The following is a 20,571-nucleotide window of genomic DNA, read 5'->3' on the forward strand; positions in this document are numbered from 1 at the left end:
ATCAACGCTCCGCGAGACGGGGGTCGAGGATGTCGCGCAGGCCGTCGCCGAACAGGTTGAAGGCCAGCACCGTGTAGCAGATGGCGAGTCCCGGGAAGGCGGCGATGAGCGGCGCCGTCTCCATGTAGTCGCGCGCCGCGCTGAGGTCGGATCCCCAGTCGGGCGTCGGCGGCGGCGTGCCGAGGCCGAGGAACGACAGGGCGGCGATGATCAGGATCACGTAGCCCAGCCGGACCGTCGCGGTAACGATCAGCGGCGAGACGATGTTGGGAAGGATCTGGCGCAGCGCGACGCTCAGGCTGCCGTCGCCGATGGCGCGCGAGGCCTCGACATATTCCTTCTGCTTCTCGGCCAGGACGGAGCCTCGCGCCAGGCGGGCGACCTCGGGCATGAAGGCGAATCCCAGGGCGAAGATCAGGACGAGGTCGTTATAGATGCCCTCGAGCTTCCACTCGCGGGCCAGGGTGACGATCAGCAGGTAGAGAAGCAGGCCGGGAAAGGCCAGCAGGCCGTCGACCAGGCGCATGGCGATCGTGTCGGTGGTCCCGCCGAAGTATCCCGAGAGCACGCCGTAGGGAATGCCGATCGCCAGGCCGAACACGACCGCGAGCACGGCGATCGCGACCAGCCGCCGGCCGCCCCACAGGAGGCGGGAGTAGATGTCGCGACCCATCCGGTCGGTGCCCAGCAGGTGCTCCTCGCTCGGCGGCTGCAGCCGCTCCCGGTAGTTCGTCTTGATCGGGCTCTGGGTGGCGAGCCAGGGCGTGCCGATGCAGGCGCCGAACAGCAGCACCAGCATCACGGCACCGATCGACGCGGTGCGGCTCTTGCGCAGCTCGTGCCAGGCGTTGGCCAGGATCGCCCGCCAGCGCGCCAGGCGGCTCGTCGCCGCGCCTCCGCGGACGGGGGCGAGGTCGGCAAGCTTGGTCGCTTCGATTTCGGTCATGGCGCGCCGCCTAGGCCAGGGTGACTCGGGGGTTGAGGAACTTGTAGGTGAGGTCGACCAGCAGGTTCATGGTGACGACGATCACGCCCAGCACCAGGACTCCGGCCTGCACCAGCGGATAGTCGCGCTGGAGGATGGCTTCGAAGATCGCCCGTCCGATGCCGGGCCAGGCGAAGATGGATTCGAGGACGACGGTGCCGCCCAGCAGGTTCGCGAGCTGAAGGCCGCTGATCGTGATGGTCGGGATCAGCGCATTGCGCAGCGTGTACTTGAAGATGACCTTGCGTTCGCTGAGGCCGAGCGAGCGGGCGGTGTCGACATACTCCTTGTTCATCTCGTCGAGCATGCTGGACCGCGTCAGCCGCGTGGTGAAGGCGGCCTGGCGGAATCCGACCGCCGCCGCCGGCAGGATGAGGTATGTCAGGCTGGCCCACGGGTCCTCGAAGGGATTGGCGAAGCCCGACGAGGGCAGCCAGCCGAGGTAGAGCGAGAAGAACAGCACGCAGAGGATCGCGAACCAGAATTCGGGGATGGAGATGCCGATCAGCGACGTGACCTGCGCCGTGTAGTCGATCGGCGTGTTGCGCCGGACCGCCGCGATCGTGCCCAGCGGCACGGCGATCAGGATCGAGAGCGAGATGCCGACGACGGCGAGATAGACCGTCGCCGGGATGCGCGAGATCAGCTCGAGCGACACCGGCCGGCGCGTGACCAGCGAGTTGCCGAAGTCGCCCTGCACGGCGCGGACCAGCCACTTGCCGTAGCGGACGTAGATCGGCTGGTCGAGCCCGTACTCCTTCTCGAGGATCTTCCTGACCTCGGGATCGTCGTTGCCCTCGGTGCCGATCAGCGTGTCGATGATGTTTCCCGGCAGCATCTCGACGAAGGCGAAGACCACCACCGTCAGGACGAGCAGCACCGGCACGAGTTGGGCGATGCGGCGAAGCAGATAGGCGAGCATCGGCAGGGACCGTCGATCGGATTGTCGGGACCCGCCGGCCGGGCTCGGGGCCACGGCCGGCGGACGGCGATCTCAGCGTCGCGGGCGCTGGAAGCGCCGCGGGCGCTAGCTGTCGATCCAGGCGGTACGCAGGCCGCCGCCGGCGTACTGGAACGGCCCGGTGAAGGCCGGCTTGTAGCCGTGGATCTTCTTCACGCCGGCCTGCAGCAGCGACACGTAGTGCGTGTAGATCAGCGGCAGGTCCTGGTTGATCAGCGATTCGACGTCGCCATACATCTGGCGCCGCTTCGCCTTGTCGCGCTCGACCCGCGCGGCGAGGATGAGCTGGTCGACCTTCTCGTTGACGTAGCCGTGCCGGCGCCGCGTTTCCGGGGCCGTCGACAGGATCGACCGCGAGAACCAGCCGTCCGGATCGAGCCGGTAGCTGTTGGCCGACGAGTCGATGTCGAAGGCTCCCTTGTTGTACTTGTCCTGGATCACCGGCGTCGGATGGATTTCGAAGCTGACGTTGAAGCCGGCGTCCTTCAGCATGGAGTGCACCAGCTCGCCCGACTGATGCATGTAGGGATAGGTGTCGTTGGCGATCAGGAGCACCCGCGCATCGCCGTCCTTGGCCTTCTTGCGCAGCGCCTTGGCCTTGTCCGGATCGTACTCCGGCCAGGACACGACATCCTTGGCGTGCCAGGGGCTCGACTTGCTGTAGAAGCCCTTGGCGATCTGGCCCTGGTCGTTGAAGATCGCCTGGTGGATGCCCTCATGGTCGATCGCGTGAGCGGCGGCGGTCCGCAGCATCCGCGCATCCGGATTGTCGCGGTCCGAGAACGGACCGTTCTTGAGGTTGAAGGCGATGAAGGCCGTGCCGACTTGCGGCACCTCCCAGGTGTCGAAGGTGTCGCGGTAGTCCTTCTTGAAGCTCGGCGCGTCCGCGTACGACACGTTGTCGACGAGATCGACCTCGCCAGTGCGCAGGGCGGTGAGGCGGACGCGGTCCTCCTTCTTGGGCTTGCCGATCATGGCGTCGAGATAGGGCAAGGCGTTGCCCTCCGCGTCGGTCTCCCAGAAGTTCTCGAACCGAACCAGCTCGCAGACGTCGTGACGCTTCCACGACTTGAACTTGAAGGGACCGCAGCCCACGGGATGGTTGTCCGCCTGGTCGACGGCTCCGGGCGACATCAGGTTCACCGGGTAGTAGACGACGTTCGAGTCGAACGCCGCGCTCGGGGCCTTGAGATGGACCTGGACGACGAACTTGTCGTCGACGACCACGCGCTCGACGCCGGCCAGGGCCGAACGGGTGAAGGAGTGGCCGATCTTGGGATCCATGATCCGCTCGAGGTTCCACTTCACCGCGGCGGCGTCGATCGTCTGGCCGTTGTGGAACTCGGCGCCGGACCGCAGCTTGAAGGTCCAGGTCTTGAGGTCGTTGGAGACGTCCCATTCCTTCGCCACGCCGGGGACGATTTCCATCTCGGCATCGAAGTCGAGCAGGCCGCCGGTCATGCCGGCCAGGGGATGGGACACGAAGTAGATGAAGTTGCGGTGGGTATCGAGACCCACGGAGTCGTCACGCGTGCCGAATCGCACCGTGCCGCCGCGCTTGGGATTGCGCTTTCGCTCCGCCCGGGCAGGGACGGACACTCCCGCGAGCGCGGCGCCTGCGAGGGCGGTCGTCGCGGTAAGGAAGTTACGCCGTGTACTTTCGGGACCCTTCTTGTTTGCTTCGTCGGTCATGGACGTCGCCTCCCAGATAGGTTTGTTCGGGCCGAAACTGGCTTGATTTGATGAAACGCTTACTCGATCGCAGCCTCCTTGCTGGTCGCGCTGCCGACGGAGACGGCAGAACCGGCCCGTTCACTCACATGCGCGATGCGAAATAGCCTGCCGTCATTCGGACTGCAGGTCAACGCCAAGAAAACCGTCGTCGACGGACCCGCGGCGGTCGCCCCAAAGCAAACGGCGCGCATCGCTGCGCGCCGTTTGTCCCGATTGGTCGGAGTGAGAGGATTCGAACCTCCGGCCCCTAGCTCCCGAAGCTAGTGCTCTACCAGGCTGAGCTACACTCCGTCAGACGCGGAGTCACCCCGCTCGGGCGGCGGGGTTATAGCCGCGCCCCCTTGCGGTCGCAAGGGCCGCGGCTGGTCGTTATAGTGCGGCCTTTCGCGACGGTGCGGGGGAAGCATGGCAGGGAAGAAGCGGCTGAAGATCGCCTTGATCGGCTACGGGGCCATCAGCCAGACCTTGTTCGACCTCTTTCGCGAGAAGAAGCCCCCCATCGATATCGTCGGCGTGCTGGTACGGCCGGGCCGGGGCAAGGACACCCAGAAGAAAGTCGGCCGCAAGGTCGCCGTCGTCGAATCGCTGAAGGCCCTGCTCAAGCTCAAGCCGGACGTCGTGGTCGAGGCGGCGAGCCAGCAAGCGGTGCGCGACTGGGGCGAGGAGATCCTGGCGAAGGGCATCGACCTCATGGTCATCGCCACCGGCGCCTACGGCGACCCCAAGCTCTACCGCAGGCACATCAAGGCGGCCGAGAAGAGCGGCGCCCGCCTGCGCCTGCCCTCCGGCGCCATCGCCGGGCTGGACGGGCTGCTGGCGATGCGGCTCGGCACGCTCGAGCGGGTGAAATACGTGTCGATCAAGCCGCCGCACGCCTGGACGGGCACGCCGGCCGAGACCGACTTCGACCTGCCGTCGATCAAGGAGCCGACCGTCATCTTCCGCGGCAAGCCGGCCGACGCCGGTCGCCTCTACCCGAAGAACGCCAACCTCGCGGTCACCGTCGCGCTGTGCGGCGCGGGCCTCGAACACACGGACATCGAGCTGGTGGCCGACCCGACCCTGCCGCCCGGCACCAATGCCAGCCGGCTCGAGGTCGTGGCCGATTCGGGCGAGCTGCGCCTGGAGCGGCTGGGCCGCGCCATGCCGGACAATCCCAAGACCGGCGTGCTGACGGCGCTGACCATGGCCGACGACCTCATGAAGATCGTGCGCGCCAGCGACTGGTGACGCACCGGGCATGAAAAGAGGGACCTTCCCTTGCAGGAAGGTCCCTCGTTCCGTTCGGTCCCCGGGGGCGGGACTAGCGCGGGCCGTGGCCGCGATGGTGCCCACCCTTCATGCCCATCCGCTGCGGCCGGTCGAGGACGGCCTTCTGCTCGGGCGACAGCTTGTCGTAGAAGGCGACCAGGGTCGGCTTGACCGCCTCGATCCGCTCGATGCGGGCCTTCATCATGGTCTCCTCCATGGTGAGGCGGTCGACGTAGCTCGGACGCTCCTTCATCTCGGTCGGCAGCGCGTTGCAGCGCTCCGTGTCCTTGGCGTCGGCGGTGTCGGAGGCCTTGGCGAAGGCATCCCACGCCGCCATCTGGTCGGCCTTCAGGTCGAGCTTGATCTTCAGGAAGGTGCGGTTGCCCGCCCGCTTGGCGATGCGGTCGAGGCAGAAGGACTTCGGATTGAAGGCCGGGCGAGCGTGGCGCTCGGGCCCGGCGGCGGGCGGCGGCGCGGGCGTGGCGGGAGCCGCCTGGGCGAGCTCCAGCAGGTCGCCGTCGGTGGCCCTGTCGAGCGAGAAGGCGGGCGCGGCCAGCAGGAGTCCGGCGGCGAAGGCGGCCGGGGCGACCATGAGCAGGGGACGAAGGGACATCGAGAACCGGGACATCGAGAACCTCACCGAGTGAAACGAGCTGTGCCCGGTAGTACGGCGGGTCTGCGGGCAACGTGCCCGTCCCGGAGGTTAAGTTATGTAAAGTTCGGCCGAAGCTCGGCCAGCCAGCGGGCGAACGCGTCGCGTTCCGAAGCCGTCATGTGCAGGCCTTCCTTGGTCCGGCGCCACAGCACGTCGTCGGCTTCCACCGCCCATTCCTCGCGGACCAGGTAGCGGACCTCGTGCTCGTAGAGGCAGCCGCCGAAGTGGCGGCCGAGGTCGGCGACGGTCGACACGCCGTCCAGGAGATCGTCGATCGCCGTGCCGTGGCGGCGGACGAGGATCCGCACCAGCTCGGCCGGCAGTGCCGGCTTGGCGGCCGCCGCGCCGTTGGCGAAGAGATCGAAGGCCTCGGCGAAGGTCGGCGCGTCGGCGAAATCGCCGCCGGAGACCGGTCGGGTCGTCGTCCAGGGCGCGCCCATGTGCGGATAGTGGGGAGCGAGATCGCGCAGCGCATGCTCGGCGAGGCGGCGGTAGGTCGTGATCTTCCCGCCGAACACCGACAGGAGTGGGGCCGTGCCGGGCGCGCCGTCGACCTCGAGGTGATAGTCGCGCGTCACGGCGGACGGATTGTCGTCGCCGTCGTCGAACAGGGGCCGCACGCCGGAATAGGTCCACACGACGTCGGCCGGCCGCACGGGCTTGACCATGTAGTGGCTGGCGATGCCGCAGAGATAGTCGATCTCCTCCGGCGTGCAGACCGGTCTTTCGCCGTCCTCGACCGGAATGTCGGTCGTGCCGATCACCGAGAAGGAACGCTCGTAGGGAATGACGAAGACGATGCGCTGGTCGCTGTTCTGCAGGATGAAGGCATGGTCGCCCTCGTAGAGCCGCGGCACGACGATGTGGCTGCCCTTGACCAGGCGGACGCGCTTGGTGGTCCTGATGTGGGTCTGGTCGTCGAGGAACTGCTTCACCCAGGGACCGGTGGCGTTGACCAGCCCGCGGGCGCGCAACGGCACCGCCTCGCCGGCGGGGCCTGCCAGCTCGATGTCCCATAGCCTGCCGTCGGCGCTGCGACGGGCGGCGACGCAGCGGTGGCGGGCGAAGATGCGGGCCCCCATGTCGCGCGCCGACTGGAGGTTGGCGATCACCAGCCTCGCGTCGTCGACCCAGGCGTCGGAGTAGACGAAGCCGTTGTGGAACGAGGGCTGGAGGCCACGGCCGAACGGCGATGCCGGGAGGTCGACGGCGATCGACTTGGGCAGGGTCATGTGCCAGTCGAGATGGTCGTAGAGGAACAGGCCCAGCCGCAGCATCCAGCGGGGCCGCAGATGCGGCTCGTGCGGCAGCACGAAGCGCATCGGAAACGACAGGTGCGGCGCCTTGGCCAGCAGGACCTCGCGTTCCTGCAGCGCTTCGCGAACCAGTCGGAACTCGTAGTGCTCGAGATAGCGCAGGCCGCCGTGGATGAGCTTGGTCGAGGCCGACGAGGTCGCGCCGGCGAAGTCGTGCATCTCGCAAAGGCCGACCTTGAGGGCCCGTCCCGTCGCATCGCAGGCGATACCCGCACCATTGATGCCGCCGCCGACGACAAACAGGTCGAGCGGCGTCTCCACGCTTCCATCCATGGCGCTCCATATAGCGCGCTTGACCGGCCGATACAGGCATCTCAAATGGCCGGATGGGTTTTCTGCTGAAGATCGTCCTGTTCGGCGTTGCCGTGTACGCCGCCTGGAAGACCTTTTCCCGCTGGAAAGGCCTGTGGGACAGGTTCGTCGGCGGCCCCACGGCCGCACCGCCTCCCGTCCCGCCGTCGGCGCCGCAGGCCCCTCCGGCCCCCGCGCCGATGGCGAGCCGGCGGGCGACGGTGGAAGACGCCGTCCAGTGCGCCGGCTGCGGCGCCTACGCGGCCGCCAGCGTGCCATTTTGCAGCCAGTGTGGCCGCCCGCTGCCACAAGGCCGCAGCGGCGGATGACCCCGGTCGGCGCGCTTGACCGGGGTGGGGGTGGCACCTATTTTGCCGCACCGCAAAAACGGCCTAAGTAGCGGAAACAAAAGGCCTTCCGACCTTTCGGGGAATACTGGTGTCCGACCCGTCAGCACGCGTCAAGCCGACGTGCTTCCAGGAACTCATCCTCACCTTGCAGGACTACTGGGCACGCCAGGGTTGCGTGATCCTGCAGCCCTACGACATGGAGATGGGCGCCGGCACGTTCCACACGGCGACGACGCTGCGCGCGCTCGGGCCGAGGCCGTGGCGCGCCGCCTACGTGCAGCCGTCGCGCCGGCCCAAGGACGGGCGCTATGGCGAAAACCCCAACCGGATGCAGCACTACTATCAGTTCCAGGCGATCCTGAAGCCGTCGCCGACCGACATCCTGGAGCGCTATCTCGGCTCGCTGGAGGCGATCGGCATCGACACGACGCTGCACGACATCCGGTTCGTGGAGGACGACTGGGAAAGCCCGACGCTCGGCGCCTGGGGCCTGGGCTGGGAAGTCTGGTGCGACGGCATGGAGATCACGCAGTTCACCTACTTCCAGCAGGTCGGCGGCATCGAGGTCGACCTCGTCTCGGGCGAGATCACCTACGGTCTCGAGCGGCTGGCCATGTACCTGTTCGACAAGAAGACCGTGTACGAGCTGCCGTTCAACCGCGCCGATGCGGAAGTGCCGCTGACCTACGGCGACGTCTTCCTGCAGAACGAGCAGGAGCAGTCGGCCTACAATTTCGAGCATGCCGACACCGAGATGCTGTTCCGCCACTTCGCCGACTCGGAGAAGGAATGCGGCCGCATGATCGAGCGCAAGCTGCCGCTGCCGGCCTACGAGCAGTGCATCAAGGCCTCGCACTGCTTCAACCTGCTGGACGCGCGCGGCGTGATCAGCGTGACCGAGCGCCAGAGTTACATCCTGCGGGTGCGCGACCTCGCCAAGGCTTGCTGCGAGGCATGGCTCGTCACCCAGAAGGCGGCGGCTTGACATGGCCGAGCTGCTTCTCGAGCTCCTGAGCGAGGAAATCCCGGCGCGCATGCAGGCGCGCGCGGCCGACGACCTCAAGCGACTCGTGTGCGAGGGCCTCAAGGCCGCCGGGCTGGCGTTCCAGAGCGCGCGCGCCTTCGCGACGCCGCGGCGGCTGGCGCTGGTGGTCGACGGCCTGCCGACGGCGCGCGCCGATGTCAGCGAGGAGCGGCGCGGACCGCGCGTCGGTGCGCCCGACCAGGCCGTGCAAGGCTTCCTCAAGGCCACGGGCCTCGCCTCGCTCGACCAGGCGGAGAAGCGCGACACCGGCAAGGGCGAGTTCTGGTTCGCCGTGGTCACACGCAAGGGCGGGCCGACCGCGGCCGCGCTGCCCGGCATCGTCGAGGCCGCGATGAAGGCGCTGCCCTGGCCCAAGTCGATGAAGTGGGGCAGCAGCACCATGACCTGGGTGCGGCCGCTGCACTCGATCGTGGCGCTGTTCGACGGCCAGGTGCTGGCCGGCGAGATCGCGCCCGGCGGCGGCATGGCGCCGGTGCCGTTCGGCAACCGGACGCGCGGCCACCGGTTCCTGGGCGCGGGTCCGATCGAGGTGAGCGGCTTCGACGACTATGTGAGCAAGCTCCGGTCCGCCCATGTCATGCTCGATCCGGCCGAGCGCAAGAAGGTCGTGGTGGAGGGGGCAGAAAAGCTCTGCGCCGAGGCGCAGGTCGCCCTGCGCCAGGACGACGGCCTGCTCGACGAGGTCGCTGGCCTGGTCGAATGGCCGGTGCCGCTCCTGGGGACGATCGACGCGCAGTTCATGGACGTGCCGCCCGAGGTGCTGATCGTCTCGATGAAGACGCACCAGCGCTACTTCGCGACCATCCGCAAGGACGGCGCGCTGGCCAACCGCTTCGTCCTGGTCGCCAACAACATCGCGCGCGATGGCGGCGCCACGATCGTCGACGGCAACGAGCGCGTGCTGCGCGCCCGCCTGTCGGATGCCAAGTTCTTCTGGGATCAGGACCGCAAGGTGCGGCTCGAGGAACGTCTGGAGGTCCTCAGGGGCATCGTGTTCCACGCCAAGCTCGGCAGCCAGGCCGACCGCGTGATGCGCATCGAGACCCTGGCGCAGGAGATCGCCGCGTTCGTGCCGGGGGCCGACGTTGCCGAGGCCGTACTCGCCGCGCGCCTGTGCAAGGCCGACCTGGTGAGCGGGATGGTGGGGGAGTTCCCCGAGCTGCAGGGCATCATGGGGCGCTACTACGCGCTCGAGGAGAAGCTTCCGCCTGCCGTCGCGGAGGCGATCGGCGATCATTATGCGCCGGCCGGGCCGAGCGACCGCTGCCCGTCGGCGCCGCTCTCGATCGTCGTTGCCCTGGCCGACAAGCTCGACACGCTCACGAGCTTCTGGAAGATCGGCGAGAAGCCGACGGGCTCCCGCGATCCCTACGCGCTGCGCCGCGCCGCGCTCGGCATCATCCGCATCGTCGTCGAGAACCGGATCCGGCTGCCGCTTCGCCGCTTCTTCGCTGCCGATGACCTGATGGCCTTCTTCGCCGAACGGCTGAAGGTGCAGATGCGCGAGAAGGGCATGCGCCACGACGTGCTCGACGCTGTGTTCGCGCTGGGCGACGAGGACGACATGGTGCGCCTGCTGGCCCGGGTCGAGGCGGTGCAGAGCTTCCTCGGCAGCGAGGCAGGTCGCAACCTGCTCACCGCCTACGGTCGCGCCGCCAATATCGTCCGGGCGGAAGAGAAGAAGGACAAGGCCCTTTCGACGCAGATCGCCACTGCGCCCGATGTCGCACGCATGGAACAAGCCGAGGAGAAGGCCGTTGCTTCTGCCTTGTCTCAGGCCGAGGCGTTGGTGAAGCCCGCCTTGCGGCGCGAGGATTTTGCCGGTGTGATGGCTGCCCTCGCCAGCCTGCGCGTCCCCATCGACGCGTTCTTCGACAAGGTGACGGTGAATGTCGGCGACCGGCCGGAAATGCGTCTCAACAGGTTGAAGTTGCTCAACCAGATCAAGGCCACCATGGACTCCGTGGCGGACTTCTCCAGGATCGAGGGCTGACGATGGCCAAGTGGGTCTACAGTTTCGGAGATGGCAAGGCCGAGGGCCGCGCCGACATGCGCAACCTGCTGGGCGGCAAGGGTGCCAATCTCGCCGAGATGTCGAGCCTCGGCCTGCCGGTGCCGCCGGGCTTCACCATCACCACCGAGGTCTGCACCTACTACTACGAGAACAAGAACACCTATCCGCCAGAGCTCAAGGACGAGGTCGAGCGCGCCCTCGCGTCGGTCGAGAAGACCGTCGGCGCGCGCTTCGGCGACGCCAACAATCCGCTCCTCGTGTCCGTACGCTCGGGCGCGCGCGCCTCGATGCCCGGGATGATGGACACGGTCCTCAATCTCGGCCTGAACGACCGCACGGTGCTGGGCCTCGGCCAGTCCTCGGGCGATGAGCGCTTCGCGTGGGACAGCTACCGTCGCTTCATCCAGATGTACTGCAATGTGGTCCTGGACGTCGGCCACCACTATTTCGAGGAAGCGCTCGAGCTGAAGAAGGAGGATCTCGGCGTCCAGATGGACACCGACCTCAAGGCCGACGACTGGCGCGCCGTCGTCGCCGAGTACAAGAAGATCGTCGAGAAGCGGACCGGCAATCCGTTCCCCCAGGATCCGCGCGAGCAGCTCTGGGGCGCGATCGGCGCGGTGTTCGGCTCGTGGATGAACCAGCGCGCCATCACCTACCGTCGCCTGCACTCGATCCCCGAGAGCTGGGGAACCGCCGTCAACGTCCAGGCCATGGTGTTCGGCAACATGGGCGACGACTGCGCGACGGGCGTCGCCTTCACGCGCGACCCCTCGACCGGCGAGAACCTGTTCTACGGCGAGTATCTCGTGAACGCCCAGGGCGAGGACGTGGTCGCCGGCATCCGCACGCCGCAGCTGCTCACGATCCAGGGCAAGGAGGCGCAGAAGTCGGATGCGCCGGCCATGGAAGAGGTCATGCCCGAGGTGTTCAAGCAACTCGTCGGCGTGCGCCAGGCGCTGGAGCAGCACTATCTCGACATGCAGGACATCGAGTTCACCGTCCAGCGCGGCAAGCTCTACATGCTGCAGACGCGCAACGGGAAGCGCACCGCCAAGGCGGCGCTGAGGATCGCCGTCGACATGGTCCGCGAGGGCCTGATCGACAAGAAGGAGGCCGTGGCGCGCATCGTGCCGGCGTCCCTCGACCAGCTCCTGCATCCGACGCTCGACCCCAAGGCGTCGCGCAAGGTGATCGCCAAGGGCCTGCCGGCATCCCCCGGCGCGGCCTCGGGAAAGCTCGTCTTCACCGCCGACGAGGCCGAGCGGCAGGCGCGCGGCGGCGAGAAGGTGATCCTGGTGCGGCGCGAGACCAGCCCCGAGGACATCCACGGCATGCACGCCGCCGAGGGCATCCTGACCTCGACCGGCGGCATGACCAGCCACGCGGCGGTGGTGGCGCGCGGCATGGGCAAGCCCTGCGTAGCCGGCGCGGGCGACGTGCGCATCGACGGCAAGGCCGGAACGCTCTCGGTGCGGGGCACCACCGTGAAGGCGGGCGAGTTCATCACCCTGGACGGCGGCACGGGCGAGATCATGCTGGGCGTCGTGCCGACCGTGCAGCCGGCGCTGTCCGGCGATTTCGCGGAGCTGATGGGCTGGGCCGACGAGTTCCGCCGGCTGGGCGTCCGGGCCAACGCCGAGACGCCGACGGACGCCGCGACCGCGCGCAAGTTCGGCGCCGAGGGGATCGGCCTCTGCCGCACCGAGCACATGTTCTTCGAGGGTGACCGCATCGTCGCCGTCCGCGAGATGATCCTGGCCGATGACGAGAAGACCCGCCGGGCGGCGCTGGCGAAGATCCAGCCGATGCAGCGCAAGGACTTCGTCGAGCTGTTCGAGATCATGGCCGGGCTGCCCGTGACGATCCGCCTGCTCGACCCGCCGCTCCACGAGTTCCTGCCCAAGACGCAGGCCGACATGGACCAGGTGGCGAAGGACCTCAAGGTGTCCCCCGAAGAGGTCGAGGCGCGCGCCAACAAGCTGCACGAGTTCAATCCCATGCTCGGCCATCGCGGGGTGCGGCTCGGCATCTCGTACCCGGAAATCTACGAGATGCAGGCCCGCGCCATCTTCGAGGCCGTGGCCGAGGTCCAGAAGAAGGGCGGCGAGACCGTGATCCCCGAGATCATGATCCCGCTGGTCGCCACGCGGAAGGAGCTCGACCTCATGAAGGCCGTGGTCGACCAGGTCGCCGCCGAGGTGGGCCAGCTCTCGGGGCAGAAGCTCGAATACCTCGTCGGCACCATGATCGAGCTGCCGCGGGCGGCCCTGCGCGCCGGCGAGATCGCCGAGACCGCCGACTTCTTCAGCTTCGGCACCAACGACCTGACGCAGACCACCTTCGGCCTGAGCCGGGACGATTCCGCCTCCTTCCTCGAGAAATACCAGCAGAAGGGCATCTTCGAGCACGATCCCTTCGCCTCTCTCGACGTCGAGGGCGTCGGCGAGCTGATCGAGATCGCCCGCGAGCGCGGCCGCCGGGTCCGCAACAACCTGAAGCTCGGCATCTGCGGCGAGCATGGCGGCGATCCGGCCTCGGTCTTCTTCTGCGAAAAGGCCGGCCTCGACTACGTCTCCTGCTCGCCCTTCCGCGTGCCGATCGCGCGGCTGGCCGCCGCGCAGGCGGCGCTGGGCGGACCGCTCAAGACGGAATGACGCTGGCGGCGCTCCGGGCCGGCGGCAAGCGCGCGCTGGCGGCGGCGCTGGCCGCACTGGAGCGCGACCCGGAAGGCGAGGCGGCCCGGGCGCTGCTCGACGCCGCCTGGCGGGCTCCGCGTGCCCATGTCGTGGGCGTGACCGGCCCGCCGGGGGTCGGCAAGTCGTCGCTGTGCGCGGCCCTCGTGGCGGCCTGGCGCCGGGCCGGAATGACCGTGGGCGTGATCGCGGTCGATCCCTCGTCCCGGTCGACCGGCGGCGCCCTGCTCGGCGACCGCGTCCGCATCGTCCAGGACGCCTCGGACGAAGGTTCCTTCGTGCGATCGATGGCGGCGCGCGACCGGCTGGGCGGGCTGGCCGACCAGACGCTGGCGGCCGCCGTCCTGATGCGCGCCCTGTTCGACCGGGTGCTGATCGAGACCGTGGGGGTGGGGCAGTCCGAGACCGACGTCGCCGGCGTCGCCGACACGGTGGTGTTCTGCGTCCAGCCGGGCTCGGGCGATTCCCTGCAGTTCATGAAGGCCGGCATCGTCGAGATCCCGCATCTGATCGTGGTCACCAAGGCCGACCTCGGGGCGGCGGCCGAGCGGGCGCGGGCCGACGTCGCGGGCGCCCTGTCGCTCGCCAGCGCCGGTGCCGAGTGGCCGGTCCGTACCCTTGCCGTTTCGTCGCGCAACGGTGCCGGCATCGACGCGCTGATGGCGGCGCTGGAGGCGCACCGTGCCCACCTGGCGATCGACGGAAGGCTGGCCGTCGCCCGCCATCGCCAGAGCGAGGGCTGGGTGTCGGAATCCCTGCGCGACCGCTACGGGCGCGAGGGACTTGCCCGGCTCGGCCGCCTCGGCTTCGATCTGGCCCTTCCTGCCGGCGCGCAGCCGTTCGAGCGGATGCGCGCCCTGGGGGCAGCCCTTTCCTGGAACGAGCAGCAGGACCGACGATGAGCCATCCGACCGATGCCGACTGCATCTTCTGCAAGATCGTCGCGGGCCAGATCCCGTGCTTCAAGCTCCTGGAGGACGAGCGCACGATCGCCTTCATGGACATCAACCCGGTGAACCCGGGCCATGCCCTGGCGGTGGCCAAGGGCCACTGGCCGACCGTCGACGTCATCCCGACCGAGGTGCTGGGGGCGGTCGCGGCGACGGCCCAGAGGGTCGCCAAGGCGGTGATCACGGCGCTCGAGCCCGGCGGGGTCAACCTGCTGCAGGCCAACGGGCCTGGCGCCGGCCAGAGCGTGCCGCACCTCCACATCCACGTCATGCCGCGCCGGCCGGGCGACGCCGTGGCGCTCAACTGGGACTATGTGCCCGGCGACCGGGCCGAGATCGAGGCAGTCTACAGACGGCTGAAGGCGGTTCTCTAGGCGGCCGCCATCGGCGGGCTGCGCAGCGCGCTGGAGAACCACTCGCGCTCGTCCTGGCGGAAGCGTTCGCGCACGTAGTCGATGACGGTGCGGATGCGCGCGCCCTTGTTGGTCTCCTCGTGGCTGACCAGCCAGATGTCGCGCACGATCTTGAGGTCGATCGGGGCCGGCACGAGGTTCGAGGACTTGGTCACGTAGTCCGGGAAAACCGAGATGCCGTAGCCCACCTGGACGGCCTCGACGGCGGCATAGGAGGAGTTGGTGCGCAGCACGACCGAGGGGCTGCGCTCGACGACCTCGCTCCACGGCTTCATGGCCGGCAGGCTGTGCAGGGTCGTGTGGTCGACGATGTGGTGCTCGCGCAGGTCGTCGAGCCTCTGCGGCATGCCGAAGCGCTCGATGTAGGAGGGCGCGGCGAAGATGGAGAAATTGACCTGGCCGACCCGGGCGGCGACGAGCTGGTTGGAAGTCGGCCGGAAGAAGCGGATGGCGAGGTCGGCCTGGCGGGTCGCGAGGTCGAGCACCTGATCCGAGGCGATCACCTGGACGATGATGTCGGGATGGGTGGTGCGGAGCTGCCCCAGCCGCGGCACCAGCCAGTGGGCGGCGATGCCTTCGGTGGCCGCGATCCGCACGATTCCCGCCATCTCGCGGTCCAGCCCGGCCAGGTGGCGCTCGATCGAGGTGGCGTTGGCCATCATGGATTCGGCCTGGACCAGCACCCCGCGGGCGGCCGGGGTCACTTCCATGCCGTGACGGTGGCGGTCGAACAGCTTGGCGCCCAGCCGGCGCTCGAGCGCCTGGATGCGGCGGCCGACCGTCGTCTGCTTCGTGTTCAGCTGGGTTGCAGCCGCGCTGAAGCTGCCGGTTTTTGCTACCGCGAGGAAAAAACGAACATCGTCCCAATCCCCGAGGATATTGGGCACTTTCGCTTTCCGTGGAGAAGTCGTGACCATCGCAACAATCGATACAGTAAGTTTGGTAAGCAGAAGTTTACTTGATTATAGCGGCGTGGTTTATCTTACACGATTATCGAGGAATTGTCGTTTTCTGTGTCATTCGTAGGCCACTAGGCGACTTTTATCCGCGCTGACGGGGCCTGTGGCAACGTCTATTTAGTCCTCGGATTCGTTAGTCAATCAATTCCTAGTTGTCGGTCGATTGACCATGCGGACGGGGGGCCTTGGACGGTGGCTGCGAACGGCTCCGGCGGGAGAACGGGTAGCGTGCCGGCGCTCGCCGGCAGGATTCGGCGCTGGGCGCGCTCCACATCGACCCGGACGGCCGCCCTCGTCGGACTCATTTTCTATCTGAGCTATGCATTCGCGCACGGCAGTTGGGCTAACCCCACGCTGATTGGCGTGTCAGTCTTTGTGGGGCTGTTTCTTCCAAGCTACGCCAAGCTCAGCAACAAGGCCGAGCTCTGGGCGAACAACCAGTTCGGCTTCGTGACGTGCGGGCGGCTTGGTCGATTTGTCCCGCAGTACGTATTCAATCTGGCGGCTTTCTGGATCATGCAGTGGGGTGGGGCGCTCAAAGCAACGGGGATCGAATCGGTGGGCGGCGTGGCGGTAGCGGCCCTCGTGACGACGCTCGCCTCCCAGGGGGCCCAGTACGGCGCCCTGTACGTTTTCCAGCGCGGCTTCGGTGACGCCAACCGGAACGTGCTGGTCGCGGTCTCCGTCAACCTCGTCCTGGCGGCCCTGGGGACGGCGGGGGTGCCGGGAGCCCGGGAAGCCTTCCTGGCGAGCGGCGTGGTCTTCGGCGCCCTGTTCTTCGGCCTGGGCCTGATGTCGGACCTGCGCTCCCTGGCGGCGCCCCGGGGCGGGGTCGGCATGTTCTTCGGGACCTTCAACCCCTTCCACAATACCCATCTCGAGATGGTGCGCCGCGCCCTCGAGGAGCGGGACCTGGACAGGATCGTCATCCACCCGACCCTGGTGCCGCGGCTCCACGCCGACGCCTTCCGCCGGGAAGAGATCAGGGTCGCCCGGCTGGAGCAGGGCTTCCAGATCTACGAGAAGACCGAGAAGGCGGACGTTGCCGTCGACTACTTTCCGACCGGCAACAAGTTCCTGCCGCCCGAGACGCGCAAGGCCCTGATCGAGCTGGCGCTGGCCGAGGCGGGGCTTTCCAACCGGGTCGAGGTCGCCTTCTACCCGGAAATCTACAACACCAAGGGCTTCCAGGGCGTCATCGCCGAGATCCGCCGGCGTCATCCCGGCCAGCGGCTGCACACGCTGCACGGCACGGACTTCGGCGGCATGCTGGTCCGCCAGATCTCCGACGAGTGCGGCTGGATCTACCCCTGGCGCATCCTGCGCCGCGACCGCGTCTCGGCAACGGCAATCCGTCGCGGCGCCACGGGCATGACGGCGACCGTCGTGACCGACGTCCTGGAACAATTGACAGCCAATCTTCCGGTAGTGACGGCAGGGGGACGCCGCTTCCGGAACGACAACGGAGTACTCACCGAGGGGACCTGAGCATGACGAATATCGAAACCGACAACACATCCAACCGACCTGTCGTCACCATCAAGCTGGCGTCGACGTCCGACGAGCTCATGCAGTGCTACATGCTGCGGGCCGCCGTCTTCATGGGCGAGCAGCACTGCCCGTACTGGGAGGAGTTCGACGGCAACGACTACACCGCGACTCACCTCATGCTCTACGTCGACGGCGAGCCGGCGGCGTCGATGCGCATCCGCTGGTTCGCGACCTTCGCCAAGCTCGAGCGGGCGATCATCCTGAAGCGCTACCGGTCCTACGGGCTGTTCATCCCGTTCGTGACCTGGGCGCGCGATTTCTGCCGCCGCAAGGGCTACAGCAAGGCCTACCTGCACGCCCAGCATCGCCTGTGGCCGATCTTCGAGCGGATGGGCTTCCGCAAGGTCGACGACAAGATCTTCAAATTCTCGGACCACGAGTACGGCGCCTTCGCCTGCGACCTCGAGGTCGATCCCGAGACGATGCCGACGGTCACCACCGACCCCATGATCCTGAACCGGCCGGAAGACCGGCTCGACATGCCCGGCATTCTCGAGGACTCGGCGACGCGAGGGGCGTCCAATCCGCACGCGGAATGGACCGAACGGCGCGCGAATTAGAAAGGACACAGCCATGACCATCAATGCACCCATGATCGACGGCCACACCGTCACCACCCGCCTGGCCATGCGTATGGAGGACTCCCTGCAGGCCTTCGCCGTCCGCGCCGCCTGCTTCATCGGCGAACTCGACGTTCCGTACTCGGAAGAGTTCGACGGCCATGACTATGGCGCCACCCACGTGATCGCCTATGCCGGCGAGGAGCCCGTCGGCACCGTCCGCGTGCGCTGGTTCAAGTCGTTCGCCATGCCAGAGCGGCTGGCCGTCATCCAGCGCTTCCGGGGCCTCAACATCGGCCAGCTCCTGCTCGAGCGCTGCCGTGCGGTGGCGGAAGGCCGCGGCTGCAACATGCTCTACGTCCAGGCCCTGCCGGCCGACGTGAAGTACTGGGAGAAGCAGGGCTGGCGGCGTCTCGCATCGGAGGACGAGGAAGGCGAGCGGCGCGTGGTGGCGATGGTGCGCCCCGTCGATCCCAGCAAGCCGCTGGCCGACGTCGATGCGCCGGAGGCCGTCGTTCTGTCCCGCGAAACGCCGCTGGACTCTGCCGGCGTTCCCATCGGCAGCGCGACGCCCTGAGGCGCCGCCCCGAAACGGGGCGGGACACTCCCTTCGCGTCATGTAGAATGACCCGCAGGCAGCCACCTCTGCACCGAGTGTGGCTGCCTGATGGCGGGTCGGGGACGTGGCGTTGCTATGAAGGGGACTGCGGTGGACGACATCGTTCTGGAGCCGAACGTCCGGCGCCGTACGCGCCGGGCCCTGTCCGGCAAGAAGAAGGCCGCGGCGCTCTTCCGGGTATGGCACGGCGTCCGCGACCTGATGCAGGAAGCGGAGAAGCTGGGCGACAGCGAGCTCGTTCACTTCCTTGCCGTGGCCCAGCTCCTGGTCGAGGAACGGGCCAGCGGTCTCACCTCGGGAGTCTCGGCTTTCGAGCAGCTCGACACCAGCCTGCCCAACTGACATGCCCCGCGGCGGCCTCGGCCGAGCCGCGACCCCGTCGGCGCCGGATGTCGGGCCTATCTGTGACGCGGGTCGAGCGCGTCGCGCAGGCCGTCGCCCAGCAGGTTGAACGACAGGACAGCGAAGAAGATGGCGAAGCCCGGCCAGAACGCCATCCACGGCGCCTGGGCGAGGAAGCGCTGGGACGAATTCAGCATGCTGCCCCACGAGGGGGCGGGGGGCTGCTGGCCGAGCCCGAGGAACGACAGCGCGGCCTCGGCGATGATGGCGCCGGCGACGGCGAGCGAAGCCTGGACCAGCAGCGGAGGCACGATGTTGGGCAGCACATGGCGCAGCGCGATGCGCCAGTGGGGATTGCCTACGGCACGGGCCGCCTCGACATAGTCCTCGACCTTGGCGGCCAGCGTCTGGCCGCGCGTCAGCCGCACGAAGATCGGCGTCGCCGTGACGCCGATGGCGATCATGGCGTTGGTCAGGCTGGGACCGAGGAAAGCCGCGAGCGCGATGGCCAGGATGAGGAACGGGATGGCGAGCATGGCGTCGACGATGCGCGACAGAACGGCGTCGATCCATCCGCCCGCATAGCCGGCGAGCAGGCCGAGCGGGACCCCGAGGCCGAGCGCGATGCCCACCGAGATCAGACCCGCGCTGAGCGAGGCCCGCGCGCCCCAGATGACGCGGCTGAGGACGTCGCGGCCGACCTCGTCGGTTCCCATCCAGTGGGCCCAGGAGGGCGGCTTGCGGACGAGGCTCCAGCTCGTCGCCGTCGGATCGTAGGGCGCGGTCCAGGGCGCGAGCACCGCGACCAGCAGGAACAGCGCGACCACCGCCAGACCGGCCATGGCGCCCTTGCGGCGGCGCAGGCGTCGCCACGCCCGGCGCCAGGGATTGTCCTCGCGGGCGTCCGCCCCCGCGGCCTCGGGCAGGGTGGCCGCGGTCATGCCCGCAGCCTCGGATTGACCAGGACGTAGGCCACGTCGGCCAGCAGGTTCAGCACGATGTAGGTCGTCGCCGTCACCAGCACGACGCCCTGCACGACCGCATAGTCACGATTGAAGACGGCATCGACGATCAGCTTGCCGAAGCCCGGGATGGTGAAGATCTGCTCGGTCAGCACCGCGCCCGAGAGCAGCGTGCCGAACTCGAGCGCGCCCAGCGTGATCACCGGCGTGAGCGCGTTGCGCAGCGCGTGCTTCAGGACGACGCGGCGTTCGTAGAGGCCCTTGGCGCGGGCCGTGCGCACGTAGTCCGCGCCCATGGCCTGCAGCATGGCGCTGCGGGTGTGGCGCATCAGGATGGCGGCGATGGCATTGCCCAGCACGAAGGCCGGCATCACGGTGGTGGCGAGGCTCGCCCGCCAGTCCTCTCCCAGCCGGACGTAGCCCGAGGCGGGCAGCCAGCCCAGCGTCACCGAGAACAGGAAGATCATCAGGATGCCCAGCCAGAAGTTGGGCGTGCTGATGCCCCACAGCGCGAAGATGTTGGCGCCGTAGTCCCAGGCCGTGTCCTTCTTCACCGCCGAGACGATCCCGGCGGGGATGCCGACGCCCAGCGCCACGACGATGGCCATGGCGGCGAGCTGGAGCGTCACCGGCAGCTTCTCGGCGACCAGCGACGAGACCGACGCCTTGAGCCGCATCGATTCGCCCAGGTTCCCCGACAGCACGCCCTTGATCCAGTAGAAGTACTGCACGGGGATCGGCTCGTTCAGCCGGTACTGCTGGCGAATCTCCTCGAGAACCTGCGGATCGCGTTCCTCGCCCGCCATGATCAGGGCCGGGTCGCCGGGCAGGAGCTGCTGCAGGCCGAAGATCAGCATCGACACGAGGACGAGCGTCGGCACGACCTGCAGCAGCCGCCGGGTCAGGAAGGCGAGCAA

General features: G+C 68.1%; 19 protein-coding genes and 1 tRNA gene. 11 read left to right on the forward strand and 9 right to left on the reverse strand.

Going from position 1 to position 20,571, the window contains the following annotated elements; genetic code table 11:
* Position 1 precedes the first annotated feature (1 nt).
* The 4 genes from ACO073_RS29285 to ACO073_RS29300 all read right to left on the reverse strand — a co-directional run bounded on the left by ACO073_RS29285 (position 2) and on the right by ACO073_RS29300 (position 3,971).
* Complete coding sequence (locus ACO073_RS29285) at positions 2-946, reverse strand: ABC transporter permease (RefSeq protein ID WP_422002833.1); 945 nt, start codon at positions 944-946, stop codon at positions 2-4.
* A gap of 10 nt (positions 947-956) precedes the next feature.
* A complete protein-coding gene (locus tag ACO073_RS29290) occupies positions 957-1,907 on the reverse strand; it encodes an ABC transporter permease (protein WP_422002834.1) in 951 nt (316 codons plus the stop codon).
* A gap of 105 nt (positions 1,908-2,012) precedes the next feature.
* Entirely contained in the window at positions 2,013-3,464 is a 1,452-nt protein-coding gene (locus tag ACO073_RS29295) for an ABC transporter substrate-binding protein (protein WP_422002836.1), read from the reverse strand.
* Positions 3,465-3,894: 430 nt separating this feature from the next.
* Positions 3,895-3,971, reverse strand: a tRNA-Pro gene (locus tag ACO073_RS29300).
* Positions 3,972-4,085: 114 nt separating this feature from the next.
* On the opposite strand from ACO073_RS29300, the gene ACO073_RS29305 reads away from it, so the two are divergent.
* On the forward strand, positions 4,086-4,910 hold the full coding sequence (locus ACO073_RS29305; RefSeq protein WP_422002838.1) for an aspartate dehydrogenase: 825 nt from the start codon (positions 4,086-4,088) through the stop codon (positions 4,908-4,910).
* A 73-nt stretch (positions 4,911-4,983) separates the two neighbouring features.
* Here ACO073_RS29305 and ACO073_RS29310 read toward each other — a convergent pair whose 3' ends face one another.
* Positions 4,984-5,544 carry a Spy/CpxP family protein refolding chaperone gene (locus ACO073_RS29310; RefSeq protein ID WP_422002839.1) on the reverse strand — a complete coding sequence of 187 codons (561 nt, stop codon included), beginning with the start codon at positions 5,542-5,544 and terminating at the stop codon, positions 4,984-4,986.
* A 95-nt stretch (positions 5,545-5,639) separates the two neighbouring features.
* Positions 5,640-7,175, reverse strand: a complete 1,536-nt coding sequence (glpD, locus tag ACO073_RS29315; protein WP_422002841.1) for a glycerol-3-phosphate dehydrogenase — start codon at positions 7,173-7,175, stop codon at positions 5,640-5,642.
* A 53-nt stretch (positions 7,176-7,228) separates the two neighbouring features.
* Between glpD and ACO073_RS29320 the strand changes: the two genes are divergently transcribed.
* The 6 genes from ACO073_RS29320 to ACO073_RS29345 all read left to right on the forward strand — a co-directional run bounded on the left by ACO073_RS29320 (position 7,229) and on the right by ACO073_RS29345 (position 14,622).
* Entirely contained in the window at positions 7,229-7,522 is a 294-nt protein-coding gene (locus tag ACO073_RS29320; protein WP_422002843.1) for a hypothetical protein, read from the forward strand.
* 109 nt (positions 7,523-7,631) lie between these two features.
* Positions 7,632-8,528: a glycine--tRNA ligase subunit alpha gene (locus tag ACO073_RS29325; RefSeq protein WP_422002845.1), complete on the forward strand. Its 897-nt coding sequence runs from the start codon at positions 7,632-7,634 to the stop codon at positions 8,526-8,528.
* Between the two features lies 1 nt (position 8,529).
* Complete coding sequence (gene glyS / locus ACO073_RS29330) at positions 8,530-10,581, forward strand: glycine--tRNA ligase subunit beta (protein WP_422002847.1); 2,052 nt, start codon at positions 8,530-8,532, stop codon at positions 10,579-10,581.
* A 2-nt stretch (positions 10,582-10,583) separates the two neighbouring features.
* Positions 10,584-13,259, forward strand: a complete 2,676-nt coding sequence (gene ppdK, locus ACO073_RS29335) for a pyruvate, phosphate dikinase (RefSeq protein ID WP_422002849.1) — start codon at positions 10,584-10,586, stop codon at positions 13,257-13,259.
* The gene (locus ACO073_RS29340; RefSeq protein ID WP_422002851.1) at positions 13,256-14,200 is read left to right on the forward strand and encodes an ArgK/MeaB family GTPase; all 945 of its coding nucleotides are present in this window, start codon (positions 13,256-13,258) and stop codon (positions 14,198-14,200) included. The genes ppdK and ACO073_RS29340 overlap by 4 nt, the downstream gene beginning before the upstream one ends.
* Positions 14,197-14,622: an HIT family protein gene (locus ACO073_RS29345; RefSeq protein WP_422002853.1), complete on the forward strand. Its 426-nt coding sequence runs from the start codon at positions 14,197-14,199 to the stop codon at positions 14,620-14,622. Before ACO073_RS29340 ends, ACO073_RS29345 begins: the two co-directional genes overlap by 4 nt.
* Here ACO073_RS29345 and ACO073_RS29350 read toward each other — a convergent pair.
* Positions 14,619-15,548, reverse strand: coding sequence for a LysR family transcriptional regulator (locus ACO073_RS29350; protein WP_422002854.1), 930 nt, complete (start codon positions 15,546-15,548; stop codon positions 14,619-14,621). The genes ACO073_RS29345 and ACO073_RS29350 overlap by 4 nt on opposite strands.
* 300 nt (positions 15,549-15,848) lie before the next feature.
* Between ACO073_RS29350 and ACO073_RS29355 the strand changes: the two genes are divergently transcribed.
* The 4 genes from ACO073_RS29355 to ACO073_RS29370 all read left to right on the forward strand — a co-directional run bounded on the left by ACO073_RS29355 (position 15,849) and on the right by ACO073_RS29370 (position 18,692).
* The gene (locus tag ACO073_RS29355; RefSeq protein ID WP_422002856.1) at positions 15,849-17,108 is read left to right on the forward strand and encodes an adenylyltransferase/cytidyltransferase family protein; all 1,260 of its coding nucleotides are present in this window, start codon (positions 15,849-15,851) and stop codon (positions 17,106-17,108) included.
* A 2-nt stretch (positions 17,109-17,110) separates the two neighbouring features.
* Positions 17,111-17,731, forward strand: coding sequence for a GNAT family N-acetyltransferase (locus ACO073_RS29360; RefSeq protein ID WP_422002858.1), 621 nt, complete (start codon positions 17,111-17,113; stop codon positions 17,729-17,731).
* Between the two features lie 13 nt (positions 17,732-17,744).
* A complete protein-coding gene (locus tag ACO073_RS29365) occupies positions 17,745-18,308 on the forward strand; it encodes a GNAT family N-acetyltransferase (protein ID WP_422002859.1) in 564 nt (187 codons plus the stop codon).
* Positions 18,309-18,440: 132 nt separating this feature from the next.
* On the forward strand, positions 18,441-18,692 hold the full coding sequence (locus ACO073_RS29370; RefSeq protein ID WP_422002861.1) for a hypothetical protein: 252 nt from the start codon (positions 18,441-18,443) through the stop codon (positions 18,690-18,692).
* 56 nt (positions 18,693-18,748) lie between these two features.
* Here ACO073_RS29370 and ACO073_RS29375 read toward each other — a convergent pair whose 3' ends face one another.
* Positions 18,749-19,633: an ABC transporter permease gene (locus tag ACO073_RS29375; RefSeq protein WP_422002862.1), complete on the reverse strand. Its 885-nt coding sequence runs from the start codon at positions 19,631-19,633 to the stop codon at positions 18,749-18,751.
* Entirely contained in the window at positions 19,630-20,571 is a 942-nt protein-coding gene (locus ACO073_RS29380; protein ID WP_422002864.1) for an ABC transporter permease, read from the reverse strand. The genes ACO073_RS29375 and ACO073_RS29380 overlap by 4 nt, the downstream gene beginning before the upstream one ends.

It is taken from the genome of Reyranella sp. (assembly GCF_965229815.1).
GTDB lineage: Bacteria > Pseudomonadota > Alphaproteobacteria > Reyranellales > Reyranellaceae > Reyranella.

Coding starts and splice junctions, on each gene's coding strand:
- ACO073_RS29305 (WP_422002838.1), top strand. CDS start 4,086: ATGGCAGGGAAGAAGCGGCTGAAGATCGCCTTGATCGGCTACGGGGCC.
- ppdK (WP_422002849.1), top strand. CDS start 10,584: ATGGCCAAGTGGGTCTACAGTTTCGGAGATGGCAAGGCCGAGGGCCGC.
- glyS (WP_422002847.1), top strand. CDS start 8,530: ATGGCCGAGCTGCTTCTCGAGCTCCTGAGCGAGGAAATCCCGGCGCGC.
- ACO073_RS29360 (WP_422002858.1), top strand. CDS start 17,111: ATGACGAATATCGAAACCGACAACACATCCAACCGACCTGTCGTCACC.
- ACO073_RS29365 (WP_422002859.1), top strand. CDS start 17,745: ATGACCATCAATGCACCCATGATCGACGGCCACACCGTCACCACCCGC.
- ACO073_RS29285 (WP_422002833.1), bottom strand. CDS start 946: ATGACCGAAATCGAAGCGACCAAGCTTGCCGACCTCGCCCCCGTCCGC.
- ACO073_RS29340 (WP_422002851.1), top strand. CDS start 13,256: ATGACGCTGGCGGCGCTCCGGGCCGGCGGCAAGCGCGCGCTGGCGGCG.
- ACO073_RS29375 (WP_422002862.1), bottom strand. CDS start 19,633: ATGACCGCGGCCACCCTGCCCGAGGCCGCGGGGGCGGACGCCCGCGAG.
- ACO073_RS29345 (WP_422002853.1), top strand. CDS start 14,197: ATGAGCCATCCGACCGATGCCGACTGCATCTTCTGCAAGATCGTCGCG.
- ACO073_RS29310 (WP_422002839.1), bottom strand. CDS start 5,544: ATGTCCCTTCGTCCCCTGCTCATGGTCGCCCCGGCCGCCTTCGCCGCC.
- glpD (WP_422002841.1), bottom strand. CDS start 7,175: ATGGATGGAAGCGTGGAGACGCCGCTCGACCTGTTTGTCGTCGGCGGC.
- ACO073_RS29320 (WP_422002843.1), top strand. CDS start 7,229: ATGGGTTTTCTGCTGAAGATCGTCCTGTTCGGCGTTGCCGTGTACGCC.
- ACO073_RS29290 (WP_422002834.1), bottom strand. CDS start 1,907: ATGCTCGCCTATCTGCTTCGCCGCATCGCCCAACTCGTGCCGGTGCTG.